At 65.4% G+C, this 23,729-nt stretch carries 21 protein-coding genes and 1 pseudogene; 9 read left to right on the top strand and 13 right to left on the bottom strand.

Annotated features, from left to right (window positions below; all coding sequences use genetic code 11):
* Positions 1–37: 37 nt before the first annotated feature.
* The 4 genes from V7Q39_RS00335 to panB form a co-directional block, all read right to left on the bottom strand.
* Complete coding sequence (locus V7Q39_RS00335) at positions 38–1,162, bottom strand: hypothetical protein (protein ID WP_333814208.1); 1,125 nt, start codon at positions 1,160–1,162, stop codon at positions 38–40.
* Positions 1,163–2,233, bottom strand: coding sequence for a hypothetical protein (locus V7Q39_RS00330; RefSeq protein WP_333814207.1), 1,071 nt, complete (start codon positions 2,231–2,233; stop codon positions 1,163–1,165). It lies immediately after the preceding gene.
* Positions 2,234–2,500: 267 nt separating this feature from the next.
* Positions 2,501–3,340, bottom strand: coding sequence for a pantoate--beta-alanine ligase (gene panC, locus V7Q39_RS00325; RefSeq protein WP_333814206.1), 840 nt, complete (start codon positions 3,338–3,340; stop codon positions 2,501–2,503).
* A complete protein-coding gene (gene panB, locus V7Q39_RS00320; RefSeq protein WP_333814205.1) occupies positions 3,337–4,167 on the bottom strand; it encodes a 3-methyl-2-oxobutanoate hydroxymethyltransferase in 831 nt (276 codons plus the stop codon). The genes panC and panB overlap by 4 nt, the downstream gene beginning before the upstream one ends.
* Positions 4,168–4,323: 156 nt before the next feature.
* Between panB and V7Q39_RS00315 the strand changes: the two genes are divergently transcribed.
* A complete protein-coding gene (locus tag V7Q39_RS00315; protein WP_333814204.1) occupies positions 4,324–4,665 on the top strand; it encodes a cupin domain-containing protein in 342 nt (113 codons plus the stop codon).
* Between the two features lie 161 nt (positions 4,666–4,826).
* On the opposite strand, the pseudogene V7Q39_RS00310 reads toward V7Q39_RS00315, so the two are convergent.
* A pseudogene (locus V7Q39_RS00310) lies at positions 4,827–5,594 on the bottom strand (L,D-transpeptidase); the annotation flags it as partial.
* 201 nt (positions 5,595–5,795) lie between these two features.
* On the opposite strand from V7Q39_RS00310, the gene V7Q39_RS00305 reads away from it, so the two are divergent.
* Positions 5,796–6,050, top strand: coding sequence for a GlsB/YeaQ/YmgE family stress response membrane protein (locus V7Q39_RS00305; RefSeq protein WP_333814202.1), 255 nt, complete (start codon positions 5,796–5,798; stop codon positions 6,048–6,050).
* A gap of 34 nt (positions 6,051–6,084) precedes the next feature.
* Here the strand turns inward: V7Q39_RS00305 and V7Q39_RS00300 are convergent, their stop codons facing one another.
* A complete protein-coding gene (locus V7Q39_RS00300) occupies positions 6,085–7,293 on the bottom strand; it encodes a M24 family metallopeptidase (protein ID WP_333814284.1) in 1,209 nt (402 codons plus the stop codon).
* A 270-nt stretch (positions 7,294–7,563) separates the two neighbouring features.
* On the opposite strand from V7Q39_RS00300, the gene V7Q39_RS00295 reads away from it, so the two are divergent.
* The gene (locus V7Q39_RS00295) at positions 7,564–7,878 is read left to right on the top strand and encodes a TFIIB-type zinc ribbon-containing protein (protein WP_333814201.1); all 315 of its coding nucleotides are present in this window, start codon (positions 7,564–7,566) and stop codon (positions 7,876–7,878) included.
* 88 nt (positions 7,879–7,966) lie between these two features.
* Positions 7,967–8,710, top strand: a complete 744-nt coding sequence (locus V7Q39_RS00290) for a DUF488 domain-containing protein (RefSeq protein ID WP_333814200.1) — start codon at positions 7,967–7,969, stop codon at positions 8,708–8,710.
* A gap of 66 nt (positions 8,711–8,776) precedes the next feature.
* Here V7Q39_RS00290 and V7Q39_RS00285 read toward each other — a convergent pair whose 3' ends face one another.
* Positions 8,777–8,992: a DUF2945 domain-containing protein gene (locus V7Q39_RS00285; protein WP_333814199.1), complete on the bottom strand. Its 216-nt coding sequence runs from the start codon at positions 8,990–8,992 to the stop codon at positions 8,777–8,779.
* 215 nt (positions 8,993–9,207) lie between these two features.
* Between V7Q39_RS00285 and V7Q39_RS00280 the strand changes: the two genes are divergently transcribed.
* A complete protein-coding gene (locus V7Q39_RS00280; RefSeq protein ID WP_333814198.1) occupies positions 9,208–10,623 on the top strand; it encodes a phospholipase D-like domain-containing protein in 1,416 nt (471 codons plus the stop codon).
* 57 nt (positions 10,624–10,680) lie between these two features.
* On the opposite strand, the gene V7Q39_RS00275 is transcribed toward V7Q39_RS00280, so the two are convergent.
* Positions 10,681–11,325 (bottom strand): GntR family transcriptional regulator, encoded by a 645-nt coding sequence (locus tag V7Q39_RS00275; RefSeq protein WP_333814197.1) that lies wholly within the window; start codon positions 11,323–11,325, stop codon positions 10,681–10,683.
* Between the two features lie 134 nt (positions 11,326–11,459).
* Between V7Q39_RS00275 and V7Q39_RS00270 the strand changes: the two genes are divergently transcribed.
* From V7Q39_RS00270 to V7Q39_RS00255, 4 genes are all read left to right on the top strand, one after another.
* Positions 11,460–12,581 (top strand): cupin domain-containing protein, encoded by a 1,122-nt coding sequence (locus tag V7Q39_RS00270; RefSeq protein WP_333814196.1) that lies wholly within the window; start codon positions 11,460–11,462, stop codon positions 12,579–12,581.
* Between the two features lie 9 nt (positions 12,582–12,590).
* Positions 12,591–13,514 (top strand): fumarylacetoacetate hydrolase family protein, encoded by a 924-nt coding sequence (locus V7Q39_RS00265; RefSeq protein ID WP_333814195.1) that lies wholly within the window; start codon positions 12,591–12,593, stop codon positions 13,512–13,514.
* A gap of 96 nt (positions 13,515–13,610) precedes the next feature.
* Positions 13,611–14,540, top strand: coding sequence for a carbon-nitrogen hydrolase family protein (locus tag V7Q39_RS00260; RefSeq protein WP_333814194.1), 930 nt, complete (start codon positions 13,611–13,613; stop codon positions 14,538–14,540).
* Positions 14,540–15,172: a flavin reductase family protein gene (locus V7Q39_RS00255; protein ID WP_333814193.1), complete on the top strand. Its 633-nt coding sequence runs from the start codon at positions 14,540–14,542 to the stop codon at positions 15,170–15,172. Before V7Q39_RS00260 ends, V7Q39_RS00255 begins: the two co-directional genes overlap by 1 nt.
* 200 nt (positions 15,173–15,372) lie before the next feature.
* Here V7Q39_RS00255 and V7Q39_RS00250 read toward each other — a convergent pair whose 3' ends face one another.
* The 5 genes from V7Q39_RS00250 to V7Q39_RS00230 all read right to left on the bottom strand — a co-directional run bounded on the left by V7Q39_RS00250 (position 15,373) and on the right by V7Q39_RS00230 (position 23,684).
* Positions 15,373–19,665 (bottom strand): Ig-like domain-containing protein, encoded by a 4,293-nt coding sequence (locus V7Q39_RS00250; RefSeq protein ID WP_333814192.1) that lies wholly within the window; start codon positions 19,663–19,665, stop codon positions 15,373–15,375.
* Between the two features lie 214 nt (positions 19,666–19,879).
* The gene (locus V7Q39_RS00245) at positions 19,880–20,680 is read right to left on the bottom strand and encodes an FAS1-like dehydratase domain-containing protein (RefSeq protein ID WP_333814191.1); all 801 of its coding nucleotides are present in this window, start codon (positions 20,678–20,680) and stop codon (positions 19,880–19,882) included.
* Complete coding sequence (locus V7Q39_RS00240; RefSeq protein ID WP_333814190.1) at positions 20,681–21,796, bottom strand: CaiB/BaiF CoA transferase family protein; 1,116 nt, start codon at positions 21,794–21,796, stop codon at positions 20,681–20,683. It lies immediately after the preceding gene.
* On the bottom strand, positions 21,789–22,523 hold the full coding sequence (locus V7Q39_RS00235) for an NAD(P)H-dependent oxidoreductase (protein ID WP_333814189.1): 735 nt from the start codon (positions 22,521–22,523) through the stop codon (positions 21,789–21,791). The genes V7Q39_RS00240 and V7Q39_RS00235 overlap by 8 nt, the downstream gene beginning before the upstream one ends.
* 9 nt (positions 22,524–22,532) lie before the next feature.
* Positions 22,533–23,684 (bottom strand): acyl-CoA dehydrogenase family protein, encoded by a 1,152-nt coding sequence (locus tag V7Q39_RS00230; RefSeq protein ID WP_333814188.1) that lies wholly within the window; start codon positions 23,682–23,684, stop codon positions 22,533–22,535.
* Positions 23,685–23,729: the final 45 nt, after the last annotated feature.

Here is a 23,729-nt window from a genome sequence, read left to right as displayed (position 1 = left end):
TCCCGGGGTCCGGGGCGGCGCCCCGGGTGTTCAGCAATCACAACGTCGGAATCAACCGCCCCCCGGCCCCCACCACGAACTTCCGAAGGCCCTGCAAGCCCCTCGGGTTCTGTTCCACCAGCACCTGATAGGGTTTCTCGGGCAGGATGATCATCCGCTCCTGCCGCGTGGCCCCCAGATCCGCCCCCGCCACGGGGTCGAGCTTGTAGATTTGCCGGACGGAAGAGGAGAACCAGCCTTCCTTCACCGCTTCCTCGCGCTCGGACACCAGATCTTCCACCGTCCAGACCAGCGCCCAATCCTCGCCATCCGGCGCCTTCGTCCCTTCCAGCACCTGGGAAATCGGCCCCGATTGCAGGGTGAAGCTTGCCGAATACATCGGGCCGAGGACGATCCGCCGCAGCCGCTTCGGGTGCAGGTCGGCGAAATCCTTGTCGAAGCCGGTGGCGATGGTCAGAAGCTTCAACCCGCCGATGGCCTGCGCCATCAGCGCGTGCTGCACCTGCGGCCAGCGGTAGGCGTCGTTCGGCAGGGGCTTCCGCCCGGAATCCTCCAGGTCCATCAGATAGACCACCGGCAGGTTGACCTGGGTGTCCCAGACCGCCCAATGCACCAGATACTGCCGCCGCTCGCCCACATTGGCGATCCACTGCGCATCCGGGTCGTTCCGCGCCCAGAAGATGCCCCCCGCCGCCAGCGCCTCGTAGTAATAGCGCTGCGACAGGGCGAATTGCAGTGCGGTGGGGATCGTCAGCTCTCCCACGATCTGCCGCACCATCCGGTCCTTCAGCTCGGTCTCGGATGGCATCCCGGCCAGATGCCGCTCGGCCTGCTGGGCATCGACCGCCATGGTCATCAGTTCCTGCGCGACCGGGAAGCCGCTCTCGTGCCGGTCGATGGTCAGCTTCGGCGCGCCCTCGCCCCGCCCGGTCATCAGGTATTTGTTCGACAGCGCCCGGAAGGTCCCGGCCACCGCCTTGAGATAGACCCCCAGCACCCGCGCCTCGGTCCGGCTCAGCTTGCCCTCTGCTTCCACCTCCGCCGCCACCCGCGCGAGATGCCCGCCGATCCGCTCGAACTTGGCGAAGTAGCGGCGAGCGGTCAGCGTATCGTACAGCTCGGCATGGTCCGAGGTGAGCTGGTCCTTGACCTCGTTGGCCACTTAGCCACCATACGCATTCTTGTCGTGCTTCTCGACAATCGCCGCGAACCGGCGCGCGAAGCGTTCGTCCGCTTTCGCCTTCTGCTCCAGGATCTGCCGGGCAAAGACCATGTGGCCCTCATGCGCTTCCAGCATGTCGGCCATCTTGTCGTTGGTCGCGGCCCCGATCGCGGCCATCGCGGTCTGCGCCTCCTGGTCGGTCTTCACCCCGATCTCGTTGATCCGGTGCGCCACGTCCTGCTGCTGCGCCGTCTTCAAGGACGAGGTCAGCGCGTCATACAGCACCACCCGCTGCTTGGTGTCCGTCTGCAGCTTGTTGATCAGCACCAGCTGCGTCGCCGCCTGGTTCTGAAGCGAGTCGACCCAGGTCTTGCCCTTCTCGATATAGCGCTCCAGCGTCTGCGACTTCGCCAGCTTCACCTGCTCGTCCTGCACCAGCGCGTTGTACTTCGCGTTCAGCGTCGCCAGTTCCGTCTCCAGCTTGGTCCGCGCCGCCGCGTCCTGCTCGACGCTGATCTTGTTCTCCAGCTCGATGATCCTCGGGTCCATCGCCGCCACCTCGGCCCTGACGGCCTCCAGCGCGCCGACGGTCTCTTCCCGCTCGGTCAGGGTGCCGGCGAGGTTGCCCTCGACCTTGGTCTTCTGCGCGTTCAGGATGTCGAGCTGCCCCTGCAACAGCTTCACGATCACGTCCGATTTCGAGATCAGGTCCTGCAGCTTGTCGTCGATCGAGGCGGCCCGCATCCGCTCCTGCCGCATCGATTCCGCCTTGGCCGAGGAGAAGATGCCGATGAAGCTCTCCATCCCGGTCTTGGTCCGCATCTCGTCGAAATCCTTCGAGAAGCCCGCCGTCACATCGTCCAGCCCCATGATCAGTTCGGCGATGTTGGCGTTCATCAGGTCGGTGTGCTTGTGCACCTCCTCCAGCGTGGCGTTCTCCACGTCCAGTTCGGCGCCCTGGTCCAGCTTCGACCGCGCCGCTTCGATCCGGCTGGTGATGGCGGAAATCTTCGCCTGTGCCTCGGCGACCTGCGCCTGGCTTTCCTTGATCTGCGTCTCGAAATCGGCCATCCGACCCTCCGTTGAACCCGTTTCAATAACTTAAGCGATGTAACAGTGAATTACATCATCCCGGCGCCGGATTTTCGGACGCCGCTGAACGGCGCAAGTCTTGCAGCAACTGGCGCCATCCGCCAAGCGCGGAATCCCGCATTTGCTCCTTGAGAAATACTCTCGGGGGGTTTGGGGAGCGAAGCGCCCCCAGCGACCGAGGAGGAGGCGCAGCCCGACGACGAGACAAAGGGTACGCGCGTCAGCGCTCCGCTTGAAAGCCGCCCCTCACACCGGGATGTTGTCGATCAGCCGCACGCCATCGACCCAGGCCGCCGCCAGCATCCGGCGCGGGCGGCGCGGGTCGTCCGAGGGCATCAGCGTCTCGGCATCGCGCAGCTCGATATATTCCACTCGCTCGAACCCCGCTTCGCGCATCGCCTCGGCCGCCTCGCGGATCGCCATCCGGTCGGCATGGCCCGAGCGAATGTCCCCGGCGGCCCGGGTGATCGCGGCGTAAAGGACCGGCGCCTTCGCCCGCCCGCCCGGCGTCAGCCGCACGTTGCGGGAACTCATCGCCAGCCCGTCCGCCTCGCGGATCGTCTCGCAGCCCACCACCTCTACGGGCACGTTCAGGTCGCGCACCAGCCGCAGCACCACCTGCAGCTGCTGCCAGTCCTTCTGGCCGAAATAGCCCCTGTCTGCGAGGCTCATGCCGAAAAGCTTCGTCACCACCGTCGCCACCCCGTCGAAATGGCCGGGCCGCATGTGCCCCTCCAGCGGCTGCGCCACCCCCTGCATCGACACGGTGGTGATGAACCCCTCGGGATAGACCTCTTCCACCGGGGGCACGAAGATCGCATCCACCGGGACCGTCCCCAAGAGCTTCGCGTCCGCCTCTTCGCTGCGGGGATATTTCTTCAGGTCGTCCGGATTGTTGAACTGCTTGGGATTCACGAAGATCGTGGTGACCACCCGGTCGCATTCCTCGCGCGCCCGCCGCGCCAGCGACAGATGTCCGTCATGCAGCGCCCCCATGGTCGGGACCACGCCGATGGTTTCGCCTTTCGCGCGCCAGCCCCGCGCCAGGGCGCGCAGGTCGGCCACCGTCCGCAGGATCGGGATCATTGCTTCACCGGAACCACATCTGGGAAGGAATGCTCCGCTGCCGGGAAGGCGCGGGCGCGCACCTCGGCGGCATAGGCCGCAATCGCCTCGTCCGCCGCTTTCCCAAGTTCGGCATAGCGCTTGACGAACTTGGGCCGGAACTCGGTGAAAAGCCCCAGCATGTCGTCCACCACCAGCACCTGTCCGTCGCAGCGCACCCCGGCCCCGATCCCGATGGTCGGGATCGCCAGCCCTTGCGTGATCCGCGCCGCCAGCCCCTCGGGCACCTTTTCCAGCACCACCGCGAAGGCCCCCGCCTCCTCGACCGCGCGGGCGTCGGCCATCACCTTTTCGGCTTCTTCCGCCCGGCCCACCACCTTGTAGCCGCCCAGAGTGTTCACCGCTTGCGGCGTGAGGCCGACATGCGCCATTACCGGGACCCCCCGCGCGGTCAGGAAGGCGATGGTCTCGGCCATATGCTGCCCGCCTTCCAGCTTGACCGCCGGGGCCCCGGTCTCGGCCATCAGGCGCGTGGCATTGCGGAAGGCCTGCTTCGGCCCCTCCTCGTAGGATCCGAAGGGCATGTCGATCACCGGCATCGCCTTCTCAGCGCCGCGGACCACGGCCTTTCCGTGCAGGATCATCATCTCCATCGTCACGCCCAGCGTCGAGGGCAGGCCGTGGATCACCATCCCGACCGAATCCCCCACCAGCACCACGTCGCAATGCGCATCCACCAGCCGGGCGACCGGGGTGGAATAGGCGGTCAGCACCACCAGCGGCGCACCACCCTTGCGGGCGCGGATGTCGGGGGGAAGAACGGGCCGGACGGGGGAAGTGGCGCTCATCTCTGGGGCTCCGCTTTCGCTTTCTGCCCGTCATATGGGCACAAGCGGACCGCCGCCGCAACAGATTTGCGCCGCAGCGCAGCACCGCCGACCTCCGCGCCAGAGGGTTGACCCCGGCCGCCCCCGCGTCCTGAATGCCGGAAAAAGGAGTCACCCATGCCCCTGATCCAGCGCGTCAGCCGCGACGGAACGGCCCCCGAGATCGGCGGGCCAGCGCCCGACCGGCTTATCTCGGGCAATCCCGTCCACTCGACCTGGAACCTGGAAGAGAGCGACGGGCTTTATGCGGGCCTGTGGCAATCCACCCCCGGCAAGTGGCGGGTCAGCTATTCCGAATGGGAATATTTCCGCATCCTTAGCGGCTATTCGCTGCTGACCGCCGCCGATGGCAGCGTCACCCAGCTGCACCCGGGCGACAGCATGATCATCCGCCCGGGGTTCGAGGGTACATGGGAGGTCGTGCAGACCACCCTGAAGGATTACGTCATCCGGCTTTAGCCAGCGTCCGAGGTGCCCACGGTGACGGTCGCCACGCTTTCCGGCGGGGCGCATTCGGCATCCGGGATGCCGCGGCGCGCGCAGGCGGCCAGACGTTTCTTCTCGGCCTTCTCGAAAGCGGCCCGGTCCTTGGCCTCCTGCCTGGCCAGCGCGGCTTCGTCCTTTTCCTTCTTCGCCAGGTTTTCCGGCGATTCCGGGACCATGTGGCCATAGGCGTTCAGCATCTGCGGGCCTTCCAGCGCCATGCTCTCGGCCTCGGTCCGCACCTTCACCCGGGTTCCGTTCGGCACCTTGTTGTAAAGGTCGATGGCGTCCTGGTTGAACAGGCGAATGCAGCCTGCACTGGTTGCATGGCCGACCGAAGCCGCGTCCGAGGTGCCGTGGATGCGGAACATCGTGTCCCGCGACCCGCGATAAAGATACAGCGCCCGCGCCCCCAGGGGGTTCATCAGCCCGCCCGGCAACCCGCCGGCGTAGGCTGCATAAAGGTCGGGCCGGGTACGGATCATGTTTGCCGTCGGCTGCCACGACGGCCATTCCGCCTTGCGCCCCACCGTGCCCGTTCCCCGGAACGACAGGCCTTCCCGGCCCACCGCGATGGGATAGCGTGTCGCCGTCCCGCCCTCGTTCACCAGATAGAGCTTCCGCGCGAAGGTATCGACCACCACCGTGCCGGGTGCTTCCGGCCCGGTGTAGGTAACCTCGGTCCGGATGTTGCCGTCCTGCAGGTATTTCGCCGGGACGGCTTCGATGAAGAACTCCCCGTCCTGGACGCCCTCGTAGCCGGGGACGACCTCGGGCGCGGTCTGTTTCGCGGTGCCTGCACAGGCGGCAAGCAAGGGAAGGGCAAGGATCGCGAGGATCCGGGCAAGGGAGTGGGTCACGTTGGCAGACTCATCTGAAGGGCAGCTAAGGCCACCTTGCGCCATGCCCGACGGCTTCCGTCAACCCCTGTCGGATCGAATTTTCCTGAATCTTTACAATACTTGCCGTCCCGAGAGCCGATTCCGGCGGGAAAGCGCAAAGCACGGGATTCCACGGCCGGTTGGCGGGATGCAACTTCCAGTCACACCTCGCGCCGTTTTGCGTTACCCTTGGCCTCGGCCCGTTACGGGCGGAAAGGGACCAGAATGGACATCACAGCACTTATCCTTACCCTCGTCATCGGCGGCGTGGCCGGATGGCTCGCCGGTCTGATCGTCGAGGGCTACGGCTACGGCCTTGTCGGCAATATCGTCATCGGCATCGTCGGCGCCCTGATCGCGACCTTCCTGCTGCCCCGGATCGGTATCGTCATCGGCAGCGGCATCCTGGGCGCGATCATCCACGCCACCATCGGCGCGGTGATCCTCTTGCTGCTGATCCGCGTGGTCAAGCGGGCCTGAACGGCCGGGCCGGGGGAAGCCCCGGCCCGACGCCTTACCCCACCACGTTGAACGCGGGCCCGTAGGGATAATGCGTGATGCCCTCGGGCTCGTCCTCGGTGACGACGAAGATGTCGTGCTCGCGGTATCCGCCCGCCCCCGGCATCCCCTCGGGGATCGTCAGCATCGGTTCCATCGAGATCACCATCCCTGGTTCCAGCACCGTGTCGATGTCCTCGCGCAGCTCCAGCGCCGCCTCGCGACCGTAGTAGTGCGACAGGACCCCGAAACTGTGCCCATAGCCGAAGGTCCGGTATTGCAGCATCTGCCGGTCGGCCAGGAACTCGTTGATCTTCATGGTGATCTCGGCACAGCTCGCCCCCGGCTTCAGAAGCGTCATCCCGAACTCATGGCTGTCGAGGTTGGTCTGCCAGACCTTCATGCTGGCATCGTCCACCTCGCCCAGGAACAGCGTCCGCTCCAGCGCGGTGTAGTAGCCGCTGATCATCGGAAAGCAGTTCAGGCTCAGGATATCGCCATGCTGCAGCTTCCGGTTCGTCACCGGGTTGTGCGCCCCGTCTGTGTTGATGCCCGACTGGAACCAGACCCAGGTGTCGCGATATTCCGCATCCGGGAAGCGTCTGGCGATCTCGCGCTCCATCGCGTCCCGCCCGGCGATGGCGATCTCAAGCTCCGTCGCCCCCAGCGCAATCGCCTCGCGGATCGCATAGCCGCCCACGTCCGCCACGTTCGCCCCATGCTTGATCAATGCGATCTCGGCTGGCGACTTCATCAGCCGCTGGTGCATCGTCGCGGGCGCGATATCCATCCCCCGCTTCGGCTTCAGGAAGGTGTTGAACTTCTCGGCCCGTTCCATCGTCAGATGGTCCGCCTCGCATCCCACCGCCTTGCCCGTTCCGGTGACCGAAGCCACCGCCCGCCACATGTTGTCGCGCGCCCAGTCGGTATAGGTGATGTTGTCCCCGACCGACCGCCGCCAGGGCTGGCCTGCGTCGATCCCGGCGCTGATGGTGACGCAGTCGGTCTTCGTCACCACGCAGGCATAGGGCCGCCCGAATGAGCAGTAGAGGAAGCCCGAGTAATAGGCGACATTGTGGATGGAGGTCAGCACCACCGCATCCAGCCCGTGCAGATCCATGATTTCGCGCAGGCCTTCCAGCCGGTCATGGTATTCCTGGTCGGCGAAGGGCAGGGCGTGCTTCTGGCCGCCATTGTGGAAGCGATACATCTCGGGACGGTTCAAGGACATGTCCAGACCTCATGTGCAGGGGTCTGGCACAACGCCCTGAGACCCCGAAAGGTCCCGGCGTACAGGACGGAAGCGCCCCGAAACGCATCGGGTCCGCAAGCGTCGGGGCGACCGTTCTTTCGAAACCAGCCCCTGTGGCGACGCCATCGCCACGGCTCACCCCTTCCTGCACGTTCGCGGCAATCCGCGCAAGCTTTGAAACGACCCTTGCGAGGCCGGTTCGCGACCCCATGTAACGACCTGTCACATGGAAGGAAGAATCACATGCGCTGTCCGGTCGACAATGAAACCCTGGTGATGGCCGACCGTGGCGGGGTCGAGATCGACTACTGCCCGAAATGCCGCGGCGTCTGGCTGGACCGGGGCGAGCTGGACAAGATCATCGACCGCTCCCTCGGCGGTCCCGCCGCAGCACCCTCGCCGTCGCCGCAGCAAGCGGCCCAGCCGGTCTACCAGCCCGAGCCGCGCGCCGCCTACCGCGAGGATGACCGCCGCCGCCGGGACGATGACGACGATTACCGTCACGGTTACAAGAAGAAGCGCAAGGAAAGCTTCCTGAGCGATCTCTTCGACTTCTGACCGACGCTCCTTGAGACGAGAGGACGAAGTCGCACGCGGAGCTTGCTCCGGGCGGCAGAGAGGTGGCCAAGGTCTCGGGCCGGTATGGGTGGACTGCGACGAAAGGGTGGAGGAAGGGCTTGAACCCAAGCAGCGGTCAAAGGCATCGCTTGATCGTGCGGCGGTCCTGCTCGACGATGTCGTCGAGGTATTTGATCCGGGTCATTTCGATCGGGGGGCCAGATCCATTCGATGGAACACTCACGTCGCGGTTCATATCATGAATGACAAGGCTCTGCCGCAGGATGCGCAGTGGCCGGAAAGCGCAATCTTCACCGTCGGGCATTCGACCTTGCCGATCGAGCGCTTCATCGAGCTCTTGAAAGCCTACAGTATCGCGCAACTCGTCGATATCCGCACCGTGCCGGGCTCGCGGCGCAATCCGCAGTTCGGGAGCGAGGCTCTTGCCAGCAGCCTGGAGGCGGCTCACATCGAATATTCGCATATGGCAGCATTGGGCGGTCTGCGGCGCACCCGCAAGGACTCTCCCAATGCTGGTTGGCGCAACGAGAGCTTCCGCGGCTACGCCGACTACATGCAAACCGCGGAGTTTGGTCATGCGGTGGAGGCGCTCATCCGGGGAAGCCGGCAGAAGCGCACAGCCATAATGTGTGCGGAGGCCGTGCCGTGGCGCTGCCATCGCTCGCTCGTTGCCGATGCGCTGGAGGTGCGCGGCGTACCGGTCATCGAGATTCTGTCGGAAACCAGTTGTCGGCCGCACAAGCTGACGCCCTTCGCACATGTTGACGGGGTGTCGATCACCTACCCACCCGAGCAGCCGGACCTGTTTTAGCCGGCCGCCGGAACCAGCGCTGGGGACATAAAGGCAGCGCCCGCCCAAACACCGCGTCCGGAAGCATCAGTCCGCGATCCTTCTCAGGGCCGATCCCTTGTGCATCGCGACATGATCGGTCTTGTCGCTCTTGATCTCGTACTGCGGATCATCCGGGCTCGCGTGATGCGTATAGCCCTTGTAGTCGGTGTCCTGCGTGTGGACCTTGATGATGCGGCCGCTGACATGGCCGGCCTCGGAATTCCAGGCGACGTGATCGCCGACTTCAAAGTGCTCGCTCATCATTGTTCTCCTGCAGTCGCGGAAAAGACAATCTATCAGCCCGTCCCCCGAAGCGCGATTCGTACCGGCACGTCGAGGAAAGGGAGCCGCCACGGCCCGCAGGATGGGCAGAGGCGATGTCGCGGGTCAACCTTGTCGCCAGCCGACCCGGGCATCGAGGCTTCGGGCAAACCTAACGGTTTGAGACGCCATCGGAAGGATGGTATTCCGTCTGCATGACGACATTCCTCACGCTCCTGCATCTGGCCCTCTTCTGCCTCGTCAGCCTGCGCGTCCTTTCGCGAAACCAGTTGGACGCACATACGCGCAGTGCCTGGATTCTCGTGCTTCTGGCGCTGCCCTTCCTCGGCCTGATCCTGTACCTGCTGATTGGCGAGATCCATTTTTCCGGTCCTGACCGGCGACGCATCGATGCCGCCGTCGCCGCGACCCGCCCCGCCGTCCTGGCTAGCGGCAGCGCCCCGGACCTTCCGCGCTGGGGACCGGCCAGCGGCTTCGCCACCTCGATCAATGGCTTCGGCATGACGCAGGGCAACCGCGCCGAACTGTTGGACAGCCCCGACGGCGCACGGGCGCGCATGATCGAGGACATGGATGCCGCAACCGAGTCGATCAGTGTCCTGTATTACATCTGGCTGGAAGACCAGACCGGGCGCAACGTGGCCGAAGCGATGATCCGCGCCGCCGGGCGCGGGGTGCGCTGCCGGGCGATGATCGACGCCATCGGCTCGCATTCGTTCATCGCCTCGGACACCTGGCGGCGGATGAAGGAGGCAGGCGTGGGCACCTCGGTCACCCTGCCGCTGGGCAATCCGCTGCGCACGATCTTCCAGCGCCGCCCCGACCTGCGAAACCACCGGAAGATCACGGTGATCGACGGCCGCATCTGCCATTGCGGCAGCCAGAACTGTGCCGATCCCGCCTTCCTGCCCAAGGCGAAATTCGCCCCCTGGGTGGATGTGATGGCGCGGTACGAGGGGCCCGTGGCGCATCAGATGAACCTGCTTTTCGCGCAGAACTGGCTGGCCGACGATCCCGGCGAACTGGCGGATTTCACCCGTCCGGTTGCTGGTTTCGAGGACGGCTTTCCGGCGCAGGCGGTTGGCACCGGGCCGAACATCGGGCGCAATGTGGCCGCACAACTGTTCGCGCGCGTCATCGGCACGGCCCGGCGCGAGGTGATCATCACCACCCCCTATTTCGTTCCGGGCGAGGAGGTCTGCTCGGCGATCCTCGCAGCTGCCTTCGCGGGGGCGCGGGTTACGCTGATCGTGCCACGCCGCAACGATTCCGGCTTCGTCGCGCCTGCCAGCCGGTCCTTCTATCCGCAACTGACCGAGGCAGGCGTGACCATCGCGGAATATCAGGGCGGGCTGCTGCATTCCAAGATCATCACCGTGGACGGCGAGACCACCTTCATGGGGTCTTCCAACATGGACATCCGCAGCTTCGGCCTGAATTTCGAAAACGATATCCTGTTGCACGACAGGAATTTCACCGCTGCCATTCGTCGGCGCCAGATGGAGTATCTGGCAAGCGCGGTCCTGGTGACCCCCGAGGAAGTGCGTGGCTGGTCCATCGCACGGCGAATCTGGAACAACGCCTTCGCAACGATCGGGCCGCTACTGTAGCGGGATATGCCCCCTGCGGATCAGGCTTTCCACACCGCGTGGCACACCGGCGCGATGTCAGGTGCCCGACATGCCGGAGCGGATCGTCGCGGCGGTCCGCAGATAGTGGTCGCGGAGGAGTTGCTCGGCAAGAGCTGCGTCCCGGGCAAGAACGGCATCGGCGATGGCACCGTGTTCGGCGTCTATGTCGCGCTTCTGTGGACCTGCGGCGGTGAGTGCGGGAATGCGGTAGCGCTCGGTCGCGGCATACAGCCTTTCGAAGAAATCGAGCAGCCAGTCCGATCCGCAGGCCGCCAGCAGCGCGCGGTGGAACGCATGGTGGCGGGCCTTCAACTCGCCGACATCGCCGTCAGGCCGCCGGGTCTGCAGCCCAAGCGCGTAGAGAGCAGCGACGACCGCAGCGGCCCATCCGTCGTCGCCCTTGGCGATCGACAGGCGCAGGGCCTCGGTCTCGATCAGGAGACGGACCTGAAGAGCGTCCTCGAATTCGGCGAGCGACCGCGCCGAGACCCGGAAGCCGCGAAGGGATTCGGCGGTGACAAGACGTTCGGCCTGCAGGCGGTTCAGCGCCTCGCGCAGGGGCGAGAAGCCCATGCCGTAGCGTTCGCTGAGGTCGGCCAGGCGCAGCGGACTTTGAGGCGCGAAACAGCCCTCGACGATGTCTTTCCGCAGGGAAACGTAGGCTTTTTCCGCCAGGGTCATGATCGCGTCCTTAATGTCCGGGAAGTCTATCCAGCCTGATATGTTCGCGCAATTCGATAATTTTCGAAAATAAATATTGTCATCGAAAATTCTTCCAAGCATAGTTGGGCCTCGTTGCACGGGAAGGAGAGAGCATGGCCACCGGACGCGAGAACCATCGGGAAGACGTCATCGGACGCGCCAATGTCGAGGATACGCCGGAACTTCTGGCGTATTACGACGAGCTGGAGGGGTTTCATGCCGGCGCGCTATGGACCGTGGCGAACAAGATTGAGCCCTGGCAGCCGGCAAGCCAGTCGGTGCCAGTGGTCTGGCGCTACCGGGACCTGCGCGACCATGTGATCCGCAGCGTCGATCTGGTGACACCGGAAAAGGCGGGCCGGCGGGTCATCTACCTGAACAACCCCGGGCGGCAGGATGTGGCGGCGGCGGTTGGCTGGATCTATGCGGGCCTGCAGGTGATGAACCCGGGCGAAGTGGCAAGCGCGCACCGCCATTCGGCCAGCGCGATCCGCTTCATCATGGAGGGGCGCGGGGCCTACACCGTCGTCGACGGCCACAAGATGACGCTGGGTGCGAACGACTTCGTGCTAACGCCGAACGGCACCTGGCATGAACATGGGGTGAGCGCAGATGGCTCGCTTTGCCTCTGGCAGGACGGGCTGGACATTCCCTTCGTCAATGCGATGGAGGCGAATTTCTACGAGGTGCATCCCGAGCTGAACCAGGCAGTTGGCCATGCCGTAGATGACATGACGAAAACCTGGGGCAATCCGGGGCTGACGCCCTATGGCGAAAGCTGGCGCAAGGGCTACAGCCCGATGTTCAAGTACGAATGGGCGCCGACCTACGATGCCCTGACGAAATATGCAGGCTGCACCGCGGGAAGCCCGTTCGATGGCGTCATGATGGAATACGTGAACCCGGTGACGAACGGGCCGGTGATGCAGACGCTGGGTGCCAGCATGCAGATGCTGCGGCCGGGCGAGCATACGAAGGCGCACCGCCATACCGGCAGCTACCTGTACCATGTCGCCAAGGGCCGAGGGCATTCGATCATCAATGGCAAGAGGTTCGACTGGGCCGAGCGCGACATCTTCTGTGTGCCCTCCTGGGCCTGGCACGAACATGTCAATGCTTCCGACCGGGAGGATGCCTGTCTCTTCTGCCTGAACGACCTGCCGGTGATGCGGGCGCTCGGGCTGTATCGGGAAGAGGCTTTCGGGGAAAACGGCGGCCAGCAACCGCTTCTGTAGGGACGGATCATGAAACTTGTGACCTATCGCGCCTCGGTCGAGGCAGCGGCGCGGCTTGGTGTGCTGGACGGCGACCTTGTCGTCGATGTCGAACGGCTGGCGGCGTCGCAGGGCGAAAGCCTGCCGGCCACCATGCTGGGTCTGATAGACCTCGGCCGCCCGGGGCTGGAGACATTGCGCGCCTGTCTTGACGCGGCGCAGGGCCGCCACAAGCCGGGCACGGCGACGGCTTTGGCCAATGTGCGCCTCCTGGCCCCGATCCCCCGGCCCCGGAAGAACATTTTCGGGATCGGCCTGAACTATGTCGAGCATGTCGCGGAAAGCGCGGCCTCGCTGGATACGTCGAAGGACCTGCCGAAGCAGCCGGTCGTTTTCTCGAAGCCGCCGACCACCGTGATCGGCCCCGGCGACGCGATCGAGCACGACGTGCGGATCACCAAACAGCTGGACTGGGAGGTCGAGCTTGCCGTGATCATCGGTACCACCGCCCGGCGCATCCGACGCGAGCAGGCGCTGGAGCATGTCTTCGGCTATTCGGTGATGATCGACGTTTCCGCCCGCGACAACAGGCGGGCGGGACAGTGGATCTTCTCGAAGGGCATGGACAGCTATGCGCCCTTCGGTCCGGTGATCGTCACGGCGGACGAGATTCCCGATCCGCAGGTGCTGGACCTGTGGCTGACGGTCAACGGGGTGGAAAAGCAGCGGTCGAACACCCGGCACATGCTGTTCAAGGTGGATGACCTGATCGCCGACATTTCCACGGGCATCACGCTGGAGCCGGGCGACATCATCGCCAGCGGCACGCCCGAAGGCGTCGGCGCCGGCCGCACCCCGCAGGAATGGCTGAAACCCGGCGACGTGGTGGTCGCCACCGTCGAGGGCATCGGTACGATCCGCCACCCGGTCGTCGACGCCACGCCGGAGGATTGACGGGAAGCCCCTCCCGGCATTTTCTGTCCATCAGTATCCCACGGGGGCCCGGGGGTGTGAAACCCCCGGGGCTTCCCCCAAGCGCCGAGGTCTCCCATGTCCGCCTCCTTCACCGCCGCCGTCGTCCAGATCGCCTCGATTCCCGCCGACCCGATGGCCACCGCAGAAAAGGCCGCCGCCCGCCTGCGCGAGGCCGCCGCCAATGGCGCAAAGCTGGTGGTCTTCCCCGAGGCGCTGATCGGGGGCTATCCGAAGGGCGCAAGCTTTGGCGCGCCCATCGGGATGCGCAAACCCGAGGGCCGCGAAGCCTTCGCCCGCTACCACGCCGCCGCCATCGACCTCGACGGCCCCGAGCTCGCCTGCCTGAGCGAGGCCTGCGCCGAGACCGGGGTCTTCGCTGTCATCGGCGTGATCGAACGCGAGGGCGCGACCCTCTATTGCACGGTTCTTTACTTTGACGGCGACAAGGGGCTGGTCGGCAAGCACCGCAAGCTGATGCCGACCGCAGGCGAACGGCTGATCTGGGGCTTTGGCGATGGATCGACCATGCCGGTCTTCCAGACCGATCTCGGCACCATCGGCGCGGTGATCTGCTGGGAGAACTACATGCCCGCCCTGCGGATGCACATGTACCATCAGGGCGTCAGCCTCTATTGCGCGCCAACTGCCGATGACCGCGACACCTGGCTTCCGACAATGCAGCACATCGCGCTGGAGGGACGGACCTTCGTGCTGACCGCCTGCCAGCACATCACCCGGGCGGCCTATGGACCCGACCATGAAAGCGCGTTGGGGGATGAGCCCGACCGCGTGATGATGCGGGGCGGATCGGCCATCGTTTCCCCGCTTGGGCGCGTGCTGGCCGGCCCGGACTTCAGCGGCGAGACGATCCTTTACGCGGAGATCAATCCGGACGAGGTGATGGGCGCCAAGTTCGATTTCGATGTGACCGGTCATTACGCCAGGCCCGATGTGTTCCAGCTGACCGTGGACACCCGCGCGAAACCGGCAGTGCGAAGGGCCTGATGCGCTACGATCTAGACCAGGTTCCCGAACCCATCGCCTACAAGCTTCTGGCTGCGACGGTGATCCCCCGGCCCATCGCCTGGGTCGTGACAAAGGGCAGCGAAGGCATCAACGCCGCGCCCTATTCCTTCTTCAACGTCATGGGTTCGGCTCCGCCGACCATAGCGCTTGGGCTGATGGCCGCACCGGGCCGGGGCTTCAAGGATACCGCGCTGAATATCCTCGAGACTAGCGAGTTCGTGGTGAACCTGGTGCCGGAGCGGCTGGTTCAGGCGATGAACCTGACCGCGGCCGACGCCCCCCGCGGAGTGGATGAATTGCGGTTGGCCGGCCTTGCGACGCTGCCCAGCAACCACGTCGCCCCGCCCCGGATTGCGGATAGTCCGGTCGCCTTCGAATGCCGTGCGCTCTCGTCTGTTGTCACGGGGCCATGCCAGACGGTGGTGATCGGGCGCGTGCTGGCGGTGCATATCGAGGATCGCTACCTGCGTGACCCCGCGCGCGCCCATATCGAAAGCGATGCGCTGGATCTTGTCGCCCGGAGCTTCGGGTCGGAATATATCCGCAGCCACGACCGGTTCGAGCTTGCGCGGCCGACCTGGGCAGGGCTCAAGGCCGAAGGAAAGGCCTGAGAGACTGGCGCGATGCGTCAAGGGCACAACAACAGAAGTGGCTCGCCGCCATTTGCGAGATTTTCTCGCTGAACGGGATCGTGAACAGGCGGCTTCCTGCTAAGGCTGCCACCGTGAGGCAAAAGCGCTGGGCGTTTCCTCACGGCGCAGCCGGTAACAGCCAGAGGTCCGGCCAAAAACGCGGCGTTCGATGCTGGGGCCTAGAAGGCCAGCGATACCCGGAAATCCACGCCCAGCGAACCGATGTCCGAGGCCCCGATCCCGTCATAGCTTGCATCGAAGTTCACTGTCAGGCCGTCGTCGTATTGTCTTAGCCAGCCCAGGCTGACCCGGCCACGGGTGCGGTTGTCGCTTGCGCCGTCCTGGTCGGTCAGCGAATAGATCGCCGACAGACCGCCCGTCAAGCGCGAGGTTCCATCCGACACGACGAGTGAGGTTTCGAAATCCAGCCCGGCACTGGCCTCGGTCAGGGTCAGGCTGCCCGCCGGAACGGGGGCGCCAAGGCCATCGATATAGGCGGGGCGATCCTCGACCACCCGGGCGATATCGAGGCGGGGGAGCAGCAGCGTGTTGCCCATCTGAATCTCGTTCGCCACCGACAAGGTCATCAACTGACGATCGCTGGTCACGTTATCCACATAGGTGCCAAGCGGGCTGATCGACAGGTCGGTACGTCCGGCAAGATACGAAGCCGAGAAGATCAGCTTTCCGCCCTGCGGCCTTGCCACAATATAGGGGCCGACAAGCCAGCCCGTCGCGGAGACCGAGCCGATGCCGTCCGTCATCTTGCTGTGGTCACCCTGCAGCATGGCGCCGAAGATGAACGTGTCGGTCCGGTACAGGTGGGCACCAAGAACGCCGTGCAGATACTGATCCGCCGCAAGATCGCCTGTTCCCCAGCGCCCGGAAAACTGCAGCCACAGCAGTTTGTCCGGGTCGGTTTCAAGATCGAAGCTGGCAGTCGCGCCCTTGGCCGAGAAGGTGAGGCCACCGCGCCCCGCCCCGGTGAGGAAGCGGGTCAGATCGGGCTGCGACTGGATGAGGGCCCGGTTGCGGGCAACCGCCTCTTTTGCCGCAAGTTCAGCCGCCTCGGCGCTGGCGGTGAACGGGGCCGTCGCACCCGCCGCCTCGTTCGGGTTCCCGGCAAGGTCCGCCGCGACACCTGCCGGGACCGTCACGCTGACGTCGCCATTGCCATCCGGGGTGATCGTGGCGGTGTAGGTCGTGCCGGAGCCTGCAAAGCCGCCGAGGCTGGCATTGCTGACGGTAACGTCGACGGCATCGAAACCGGTAACGGTCTCGCTGAAGGTGAACGTGACGGTAAAGGGCTGGCCGATGCGCGCAGCATCAGGAAGCCCGCTGATCACCAGCGTTGGGTTCGTCAGATCGACAATACCGATCGAGACCTGGTCCGTGTCCGTGCCGCCGACGCCATCGCTGACGGTAAGCTCGAAGACGATGGTTTCGGAGGCATTGCCATTCACCAGCGCCGGGGCGGTAAAACTGGGCTGGGCGTCGGTCATCGAGGAGAGCGTTACCGGCGGTCCCGAGACCTGAGCCCAGCTGAACGTCAGCGTTTGCCCCGCGTCTGGATCGCTGGATCCGCTTCCGTCCAGCGTGACGGTGGCGCCTTCGCTGATGCCGGTCTGGTCAGGCCCGGCATCGGCCGTCGGGCCGGTATTGTTTGCGACCGGAATGTCGAGACTTGCCTGGTCGGCAGCCGCATAGACCGCGGTTCCGGCCTGGTTGGCGTTGATGCGGCATGTCCCGGCGGCGAGGAAGGTCACGGTATTGCCGGACAGCGAGCAGTTTGCGCCCGAACCGGCATCGACCGACAGCACGACGGGTTCACCCGAGGCGCCACCAGTGGCCGAGACCGCGTAGGTCGGACCGCCGGGATAGCCCTGCGCGATCGTCAATGGTGCGAAGGTGATCGTCTGCGGCTGCGGATCGACAGCGAAGGACTGGTCTGCCGAGCCGTCGTTATGGTTCGCATCTCCAGCCTGGAAGGCCGTGAGGCTGCAGAGGCCGACGCCGACAAAATCTACCGTGCTGCCAGAAACTGTGCAGACGCCAAGGCTGGTTGAACTGAACGTCACCGGATTGCTGGAACCGCCGCCACTGGCCGAAACGGCGTACTGGCCGCCATAGACAGCGGGGCTCGGCGGGGCCGAGGTGAAGGTGATGGTCTGATCCGCCGGGGTGATGGCGAAGGTGCGAACGACCTGCGGCGCGGCGCTGTAATTCGCATCCCCTGCCTGATCGGCAGCGATGGAGCAGGTTCCTGCGGCAAGGATCGTCGCCGTATTGCCCGAGACCGAGCAGATTGCGGGGCTATCCGAGGCGAAGGTCACGGTCAGGCCCGAGGTTGCCGTTGCGCTGAGCGATACGGTCCCGTTCGGAACGTAGCTGGTATCGGCGGGGCCGGTGAAGGTGATCGTCTGCGACGCCTGGCTGATCACGAAGCTCTGGCTGACCTGGGGTGCGGGGTTGTAGCTGATGTCCCCGGCCTGATCGGCGGCGATTGTGCAGGTGCCGGTGGCCAGCATGATCGCGTCGCTGCCCGAGACCGAGCAGACCGCAGGCGTCGAAGAGCTGAAGCTGACGGCCAGACCCGAAGTGGCCGTCGCGCTGAGCGGGACGGCCCCGTTGGCGACAAAGCTGGTATCCGCGGGATCGGTGAAGCTGATCGTCTGGTCGGCCGGAGAGATATCAAAGCTCTGGCTGACCTGGGGCGCGGCGCTGTAGCTGATGCTTCCCGCCTGATCCGCGTTGATGGAGCAGGTGCCTGCGGTCAGCACCGTGGCGGTGGTGCCCGAGACCGAGCAGACCGCAGGGGTGGCCGAAGAGAAGCTGACCGCAAGACCCGAGGTCGCCGTGGCTGTCAGAGCGACGGCCTGGTTCGGCACGAACGGAGAGATGTCAGCAGGATCGGTGAAGCTGATCGTCTGGCTTGCGGGCGAGATGGTGAAGCTCTGGCTGACCTGGGGCGCGGGGTTGTAGGCCACGTCTCCGGCCTGGTTGGCGTTGATGGTGCAGATGCCCCCGGTCAGGACCGTGGCTGTCGCACCCGTGACCGAGCAGACTGTCGGCGTGGCCGAGGTGAAGCTGACCGTCAGGCCCGAGGTGGCGGTGGCCACCAGCGGCACGGAGTCGTTTGCGATGAAGGTCCGGTCTGCAGGATCGGTAAAGCTGATCGTCTGGGCATCTCGATAGGCAAAGAGCGTGTTGGCGGTGTTCGAGCCGTATGGCGTGGTCACGATCACGCTGACCGGCCCCGAAGCGCCCGCAGGTGTCGTGGCAGTGATGGTGCTGTCGTTTACCACCGTGACGCCGGTGGCGGAGGCGCCGCCGAAGGTCACGCCGGTGGCCCCGCTGAAGTATTGTCCGGTAAGGGTCACGCTGTCTCCGCCCGCGGATGCACCGGTGCTGGGCGACACCGAAGTCAGGTTGGGCGGCGGGGTGAAGGTGGCAGAGACGGGGCTGCCGGACGACAGGTTCTGACTGCCGGCAGCGGTCCCGGCCACATTTGCAGCGACGGAAACGCCGATGGTGGTGGGAGCGGTCATGCCGTTGGCGGTCAGCGTATAGCTCGCGCCGGAGCCTGCAAGCGAATAGCCCGGCGTGCCGGTCGAGGCGGTGCGGATGATGTCACTCAGCGTGAAGCCGGTGACGGGCGCACTGAAGGTGATGGAAAAGTGCAGCGCGCTGCCCGTCTGGCCAAGGGAGGCCACGGTGACGGTGGGACGGGGCTCGACCACCAGGGTTCCCGAGGCAGATCCCGCGGCACATCCGGCGCCGCCTGCATAGGCTGCGCTCAGGGCATAGGTCCCGGCAGCCAGCGTGTTGCTGGTAAAGCTGACGGTGTCGCCAGTGCTGTAGGGAAAATCCGCGACCAGGGGCAACGACCGGCTGTCCGACCCGATCGCCACGATCAGCGATCCGGGGGGCATGAGGCCTGCGTTGCAACCCATCGAGGAAATCGTGGCAGAAACGGTGACCGTCGAGCCGGGGGTTGCCGGGCTGGGCGAGGCGCTGACATCCATCACAACGGGGCCGCCGCCGGATTTCGGAACGGCCAGGGTCGGGCTGGTGATGTTGAAGTTGCCACCCGTTCGCGTGCCGGTGAAGACCGCAAAATCCGCAAACGTGCCGGACATGTCGTCAAGGCTATCGACCGTATAGGTGCTGCTGCAAGTGAACGAAGACATCGTACCGCCGGCGGGCAAGGTGGGGCAGGTGATCGGCACACCCTTGATCTGCGAGGTCCCGCTGATCGACAGCATGTTGTAGGACCCGGGATTGATCGTGTAGGTGAACGTGATCGGCTGGCCGACCGACGAGAAGCTGGAAGGGCTGGCCGAGACGGTCGCGCTTTGGGACAGGGCTTGCGTCGGGATCGAAAACCCGATGGCAACCAGCAGTGCCGCAGTCAGATATACCCTCAGGGCAATGACGCAGGTGCGGATTGCGTTGGAGATTGTGCGAGGCATTTCGGTCCCATCAGCAGGAATGTGTGTCTTGTTGCGGGCACCTGATCCGTTGCCTTGCACACACCCAACCGAATACCGTCTGACCTCGACTGTAGAGACCCGCTGAAAGCGCGATTATCTCTGCTTCATGACCATTCTGTGGCGCTAGAAGGTCATTATCTTGCTCCCACCAACGCGCCGGGCGTGGGCGCGTGTCGGGACGGAAGAGGGGCCGTCACCACCGCGCCCGCGCCTCCGTTGCCATCGGGCCGCCGATGGCAGCGGTCCAGAGACGCAAGCCCTCGGGCGTTTCTTCGGCGTTCAGGGTGAAGTCCGTGGACGCGAAAAGTGGCGCGAGGCTGCGGAAGTCGAACTGGCGCGGCGCCGTGCCATTCAAATCCTGGGCCATCTGGCAGAGCAGCGTCGCCTGCATCGGACCCTGCACGACAAGGCCGGGATAGGCCTCGTCCTCTTGGGCGTAGGGCATGTCGTAATGGATGCGATGGGCGTTGAAGGTCAGTGCCGAGTAGCGAAACAGCAGCACCGCCGAGGGCGAAACCTTGCGCACCACCTGCCCCGCAGGGGCAGGAGGCAAGTCCAGCGCAGGCATTGGGTCGCGATAGACGATGTCCTGACGCTCGGCGACCAGAGGGGCCGAGCCAGAGAGAAGCTGATGCTCGACGGTCACGAAACACAGCGGCCCGCTGCGTCCGGTCTTGGCCGTGACATCGCTGATACGGGACCGGCGCTGGACCGGGCGGTTCACCGGGATCGGGGCCAAAAAGGTCACGCTGCCCGCCGCCCACATGCGCCGCTGCAGGGGCACGGGGGGCAGGAAGCCGCCGCGCGTCGGATGGCCATCGGGGCCCAGCGCGGAAGTCGGGGCGGCCGGCAGGCCAAGGCAGAAGTGGATCAGGACCGGGTCTGGGTCTTGTCGGTCGAAAGTCGCGTTGAACCGGGAGACTAGGGTGGGGGTCAGGATATCCTCGACGACCTCTTCCCGGCCAATCCATTGGCGAAGATGATCAAGGTTCATTCAGCCCTTCCCGAACTCGCGGCGAATCCGCGCCGTCTCGGCCCCGAGAGCGGGGACGGGCCCGGGCCGGAAGCGGGCATCCCTGCCCGCCGGACGTGGCAGCAGGACCGTCGCCGTGCCGGTCTGCACCTCGACCCGGCGCAGGGCGGGGTGGCGGCCCAGATCCCGCACCTCGGTCTGGCGGCCCCAGGCGATGGCGGCGGCTTCCATCCGGGCGATGACCTCTGCCACGGTCAGGGTGGCAAAGAGCGGTTCAAGCTCGGCATCCAGCGCCTCGCGGTTCGCGACCCGCAGCGCATTGGTTGCAAACTCGGCACGCGCGGCGATATCCGGACGGCCCAGCGCAACGCAGAACCTTTGCCATTCCGCGTTGTTCTGCGTGGCGACGATCAGCGTGCCATCCGCGCAGGGGAAGGGGCGATAGGGATAGATCGAGGCGTGCGACAGGCCATGCCGCCCCGTGTCGCGCCCGGAATGCTCATGGTGCAGAAGCGGGACGGCCATCCAGTCGGCCATGGCATCGAACATGGCGATTTCGATCTGCTGGCCGCGTCCGGTTCGCGCGCGGGCGATCAGCGCCTCCAGGATCGCGGCATGGGCGCTTGTCCCCGTGGCGATGTCGGCAGCCGAGACCCCGATCTTGCAGGGCGTCTCTGGTGTGCCTGTCACCGAACAGATGCCGCTCTCGGCCTGCACCAGCATATCATAGGCCCGCATCGGCGCATAATCCGTGTCCTGGCCATAGCCGCTGATCGACACCGCGATCAGCCGGGGGAACCGGGTGGCTATCACCTCTGCCGTCAGGCCCAGACGCGCCAAGGCGCCGGGGGCGAGGTTCTGGACCAGCACATCGGCCTTCTCCAGCATGGAGTACAGCAGGGCGATATCGGCACCCTTCAGGTCAAGGACCGCGCTTTCCTTGCCCCGGTTCAGCCAGACGAAATAGGCGCTGGACCCGTGGACCGTGCTGTCATAACCCCGCGCCGTCTCGCCTCCCTCGCGCTCGATCTTGATGACGCGGGCACCGGCATCGGCCAGTCGCACGGTGCAGAGGGGTGCCGCCACCGCCTGCTCCAGCGCGACGACGAGGAGGCCGGAGAGCGGACCCTCAGACATTGCGCTGCTGTCCCGACCGGGCGAGGACGCCGGGCTTCAGACGCTCGTTCGGGCCGTAATCCCCGGCCGGGTGGAAGAAAAGGCGCGGCGTCTGGTCGATGGTCTGGAGGCGAGTTCTGTAGGCCTGCAACTGGCGGGCGCGGGTGGCATCGTCCTCGCGACCCGGCATGTAGGCCACATGGGGTGGCAGGACATCGAAGCCGGTATAGCGCAAGAGGCCGTTGTGGACGGGCCAGAGCACGGTCAGGATATCGCCGTCGATCCCATCGGGCGCATAGGTGTCGGCCGAGGTGCCGGTCGTCGTCGCCACCATCGCAAGCTTTCCCTTGAACATGCCGGTGTCGTATTTCCGTCCCGGCAGATAGGCGAAGCCCCGGGCGAGGACGCGGTCGGCCCAGCCCTTGAGGATCGCGGGCATGCCGAACCACCATATCGGGAACTGCAGGATCAGCATGTCGGCGCGGATCAGCTTTTCCTGCTCGGCCGCGATATCGGCGGCGATGCGGCCCTGTTCCATCGCAAGGGTCTGCTCGCGCGCAAGGCTGAAGCGCGGGGCATCAGTCCCGGGCGTATCGGCAGGCCCCGCGACCGCGTTCCAGCCCATGGCGTAAAGGTCCGAGACCTCGACCTGGTGGCCGCCTTCGGTCAGCGTGGCGACGGCCAGGTCCTTCATCGCCCCGTTGAACGAGGTGGGCTCTGGATGGGCATAGACGATCAGCACGTTCATCGTGTCGCCTCAGTAGGAACGGGGCAGACCCAGCACATGCTCGGCCAGGTAAGAGAGGATCAGGTTGGTCGAGATCGGCGCGACCTGATACAGGCGGGTCTCGCGGAACTTGCGTTCGATGCCGAACTCCTCGGCAAAGCCAAAGCCGCCATGGGTCTGGATGCAGGCATTCGCCGCCTCGAAACTGGCGTCGGCCGCCAGCATCTTCGCCATGTTCGCCTCGGCTCCCGGATTCTGCCCGGCCTCGTAGAGGCTGAGCGCCTCGCGCACCATCAGCTCGGCGGCGCGCATGTTGGCGTAAGCCCTGGCCAGCGGAAACTGGATGCCCTGGTTCTGGCCGATGGCGCGGCCGAATACATGGCGGTCCCTGGCATAGGCCGTGGCCTTGTCGAGGAACCACTTGGCATCGCCGACGCATTCCGCCGCGATCAGGATGCGCTCGGCGTTCATGCCCGAAAGGATATAGCGGAAGCCCTTGCCCTCTTCGCCGATCAGGTTCTCCACCGGCACGCGGAGGTTGTCGAAGAAGACCTCGGTCGTGGCATGGTTCATCATGGTGCGGATCGGGCGGATGGTCAGGCCGTTGTCCTTGGCGTCCGCCATGTCGACCAGGATCACCGACAGCCCGTCGGTCTTCTTCATCCCCTCGGCCAAGGGCGTGGTGCGGGCCAGAAGCAGCATCAGGTCGGAATGTTCGGCGCGGCTGGTCCAGATTTTCTGGCCATTGACGACGAAGTGGTCGCCTTCGCGCCGGGCCGTGGTCTTGAGGGCGCCGGTGTCGGTGCCCGAGGTCGGCTCGGTCACGCCAAAGGCCTGCAGGCGCAACTCGCCGCTGGCGATCCGGGGCAGATAGGCCGCCTTCTGTGCCGCCGAGCCATGCCGCAGAAGCGTGCCCATCGTGTACATCTGCGCATGGCAGGCTCCGACATTGCAGCCCGCACGCTGCATCTCTTCCAGCACCGCCGCCGCCGCCGACAGGGGCAGGCCCGCGCCGCCGTACTCCTCGGGGATCAGCACCGAGAGCCAGCCCGCCTCGGTCAGCGCATCGACAAAGGCCTGGGGATAGCCCATCTCCCGGTCGAGCTTGCGCCAGTATTCGCCCGGAAAGCGGGCGCATAGCCTGGCCACGGCCTCGCGGATTTCGGGATAGGTTTCCTGCATCGTTGTCCTCTTTGTCTGACCCCTGCATGACAGAGATCAGCCATG

Source organism: Tabrizicola sp. (genome assembly GCF_036781545.1).
Taxonomy (GTDB): Bacteria; Pseudomonadota; Alphaproteobacteria; order Rhodobacterales; family Rhodobacteraceae; genus Tabrizicola.
This window is presented reverse-complemented; position numbering and strand designations above follow the sequence as displayed.

Bases quoted from the DNA above. Each gene is read 5' to 3' on its own strand.
- panB (WP_333814205.1), bottom strand. From the start codon at position 4,167: ATGAGCGCCACTTCCCCCGTCCGGCCCGTTCTTCCCCCCGACATCCGC.
- V7Q39_RS00275 (WP_333814197.1), bottom strand. From the start codon at position 11,325: ATGACCCTGGCGGAAAAAGCCTACGTTTCCCTGCGGAAAGACATCGTC.
- V7Q39_RS00305 (WP_333814202.1), top strand. From the start codon at position 5,796: ATGGACATCACAGCACTTATCCTTACCCTCGTCATCGGCGGCGTGGCC.
- V7Q39_RS00250 (WP_333814192.1), bottom strand. From the start codon at position 19,665: ATGCCTCGCACAATCTCCAACGCAATCCGCACCTGCGTCATTGCCCTG.
- V7Q39_RS00240 (WP_333814190.1), bottom strand. From the start codon at position 21,796: ATGTCTGAGGGTCCGCTCTCCGGCCTCCTCGTCGTCGCGCTGGAGCAG.
- V7Q39_RS00235 (WP_333814189.1), bottom strand. From the start codon at position 22,523: ATGAACGTGCTGATCGTCTATGCCCATCCAGAGCCCACCTCGTTCAAC.
- V7Q39_RS00230 (WP_333814188.1), bottom strand. From the start codon at position 23,684: ATGCAGGAAACCTATCCCGAAATCCGCGAGGCCGTGGCCAGGCTATGC.
- V7Q39_RS00265 (WP_333814195.1), top strand. From the start codon at position 12,591: ATGAAACTTGTGACCTATCGCGCCTCGGTCGAGGCAGCGGCGCGGCTT.
- V7Q39_RS00285 (WP_333814199.1), bottom strand. From the start codon at position 8,992: ATGAGCGAGCACTTTGAAGTCGGCGATCACGTCGCCTGGAATTCCGAG.
- V7Q39_RS00245 (WP_333814191.1), bottom strand. From the start codon at position 20,680: ATGAACCTTGATCATCTTCGCCAATGGATTGGCCGGGAAGAGGTCGTC.
- V7Q39_RS00295 (WP_333814201.1), top strand. From the start codon at position 7,564: ATGCGCTGTCCGGTCGACAATGAAACCCTGGTGATGGCCGACCGTGGC.
- V7Q39_RS00315 (WP_333814204.1), top strand. From the start codon at position 4,324: ATGCCCCTGATCCAGCGCGTCAGCCGCGACGGAACGGCCCCCGAGATC.
- V7Q39_RS00270 (WP_333814196.1), top strand. From the start codon at position 11,460: ATGGCCACCGGACGCGAGAACCATCGGGAAGACGTCATCGGACGCGCC.
- panC (WP_333814206.1), bottom strand. From the start codon at position 3,340: ATGATCCCGATCCTGCGGACGGTGGCCGACCTGCGCGCCCTGGCGCGG.
- V7Q39_RS00255 (WP_333814193.1), top strand. From the start codon at position 14,540: ATGCGCTACGATCTAGACCAGGTTCCCGAACCCATCGCCTACAAGCTT.
- V7Q39_RS00280 (WP_333814198.1), top strand. From the start codon at position 9,208: ATGACGACATTCCTCACGCTCCTGCATCTGGCCCTCTTCTGCCTCGTC.
- V7Q39_RS00330 (WP_333814207.1), bottom strand. From the start codon at position 2,233: ATGGCCGATTTCGAGACGCAGATCAAGGAAAGCCAGGCGCAGGTCGCC.
- V7Q39_RS00260 (WP_333814194.1), top strand. From the start codon at position 13,611: ATGTCCGCCTCCTTCACCGCCGCCGTCGTCCAGATCGCCTCGATTCCC.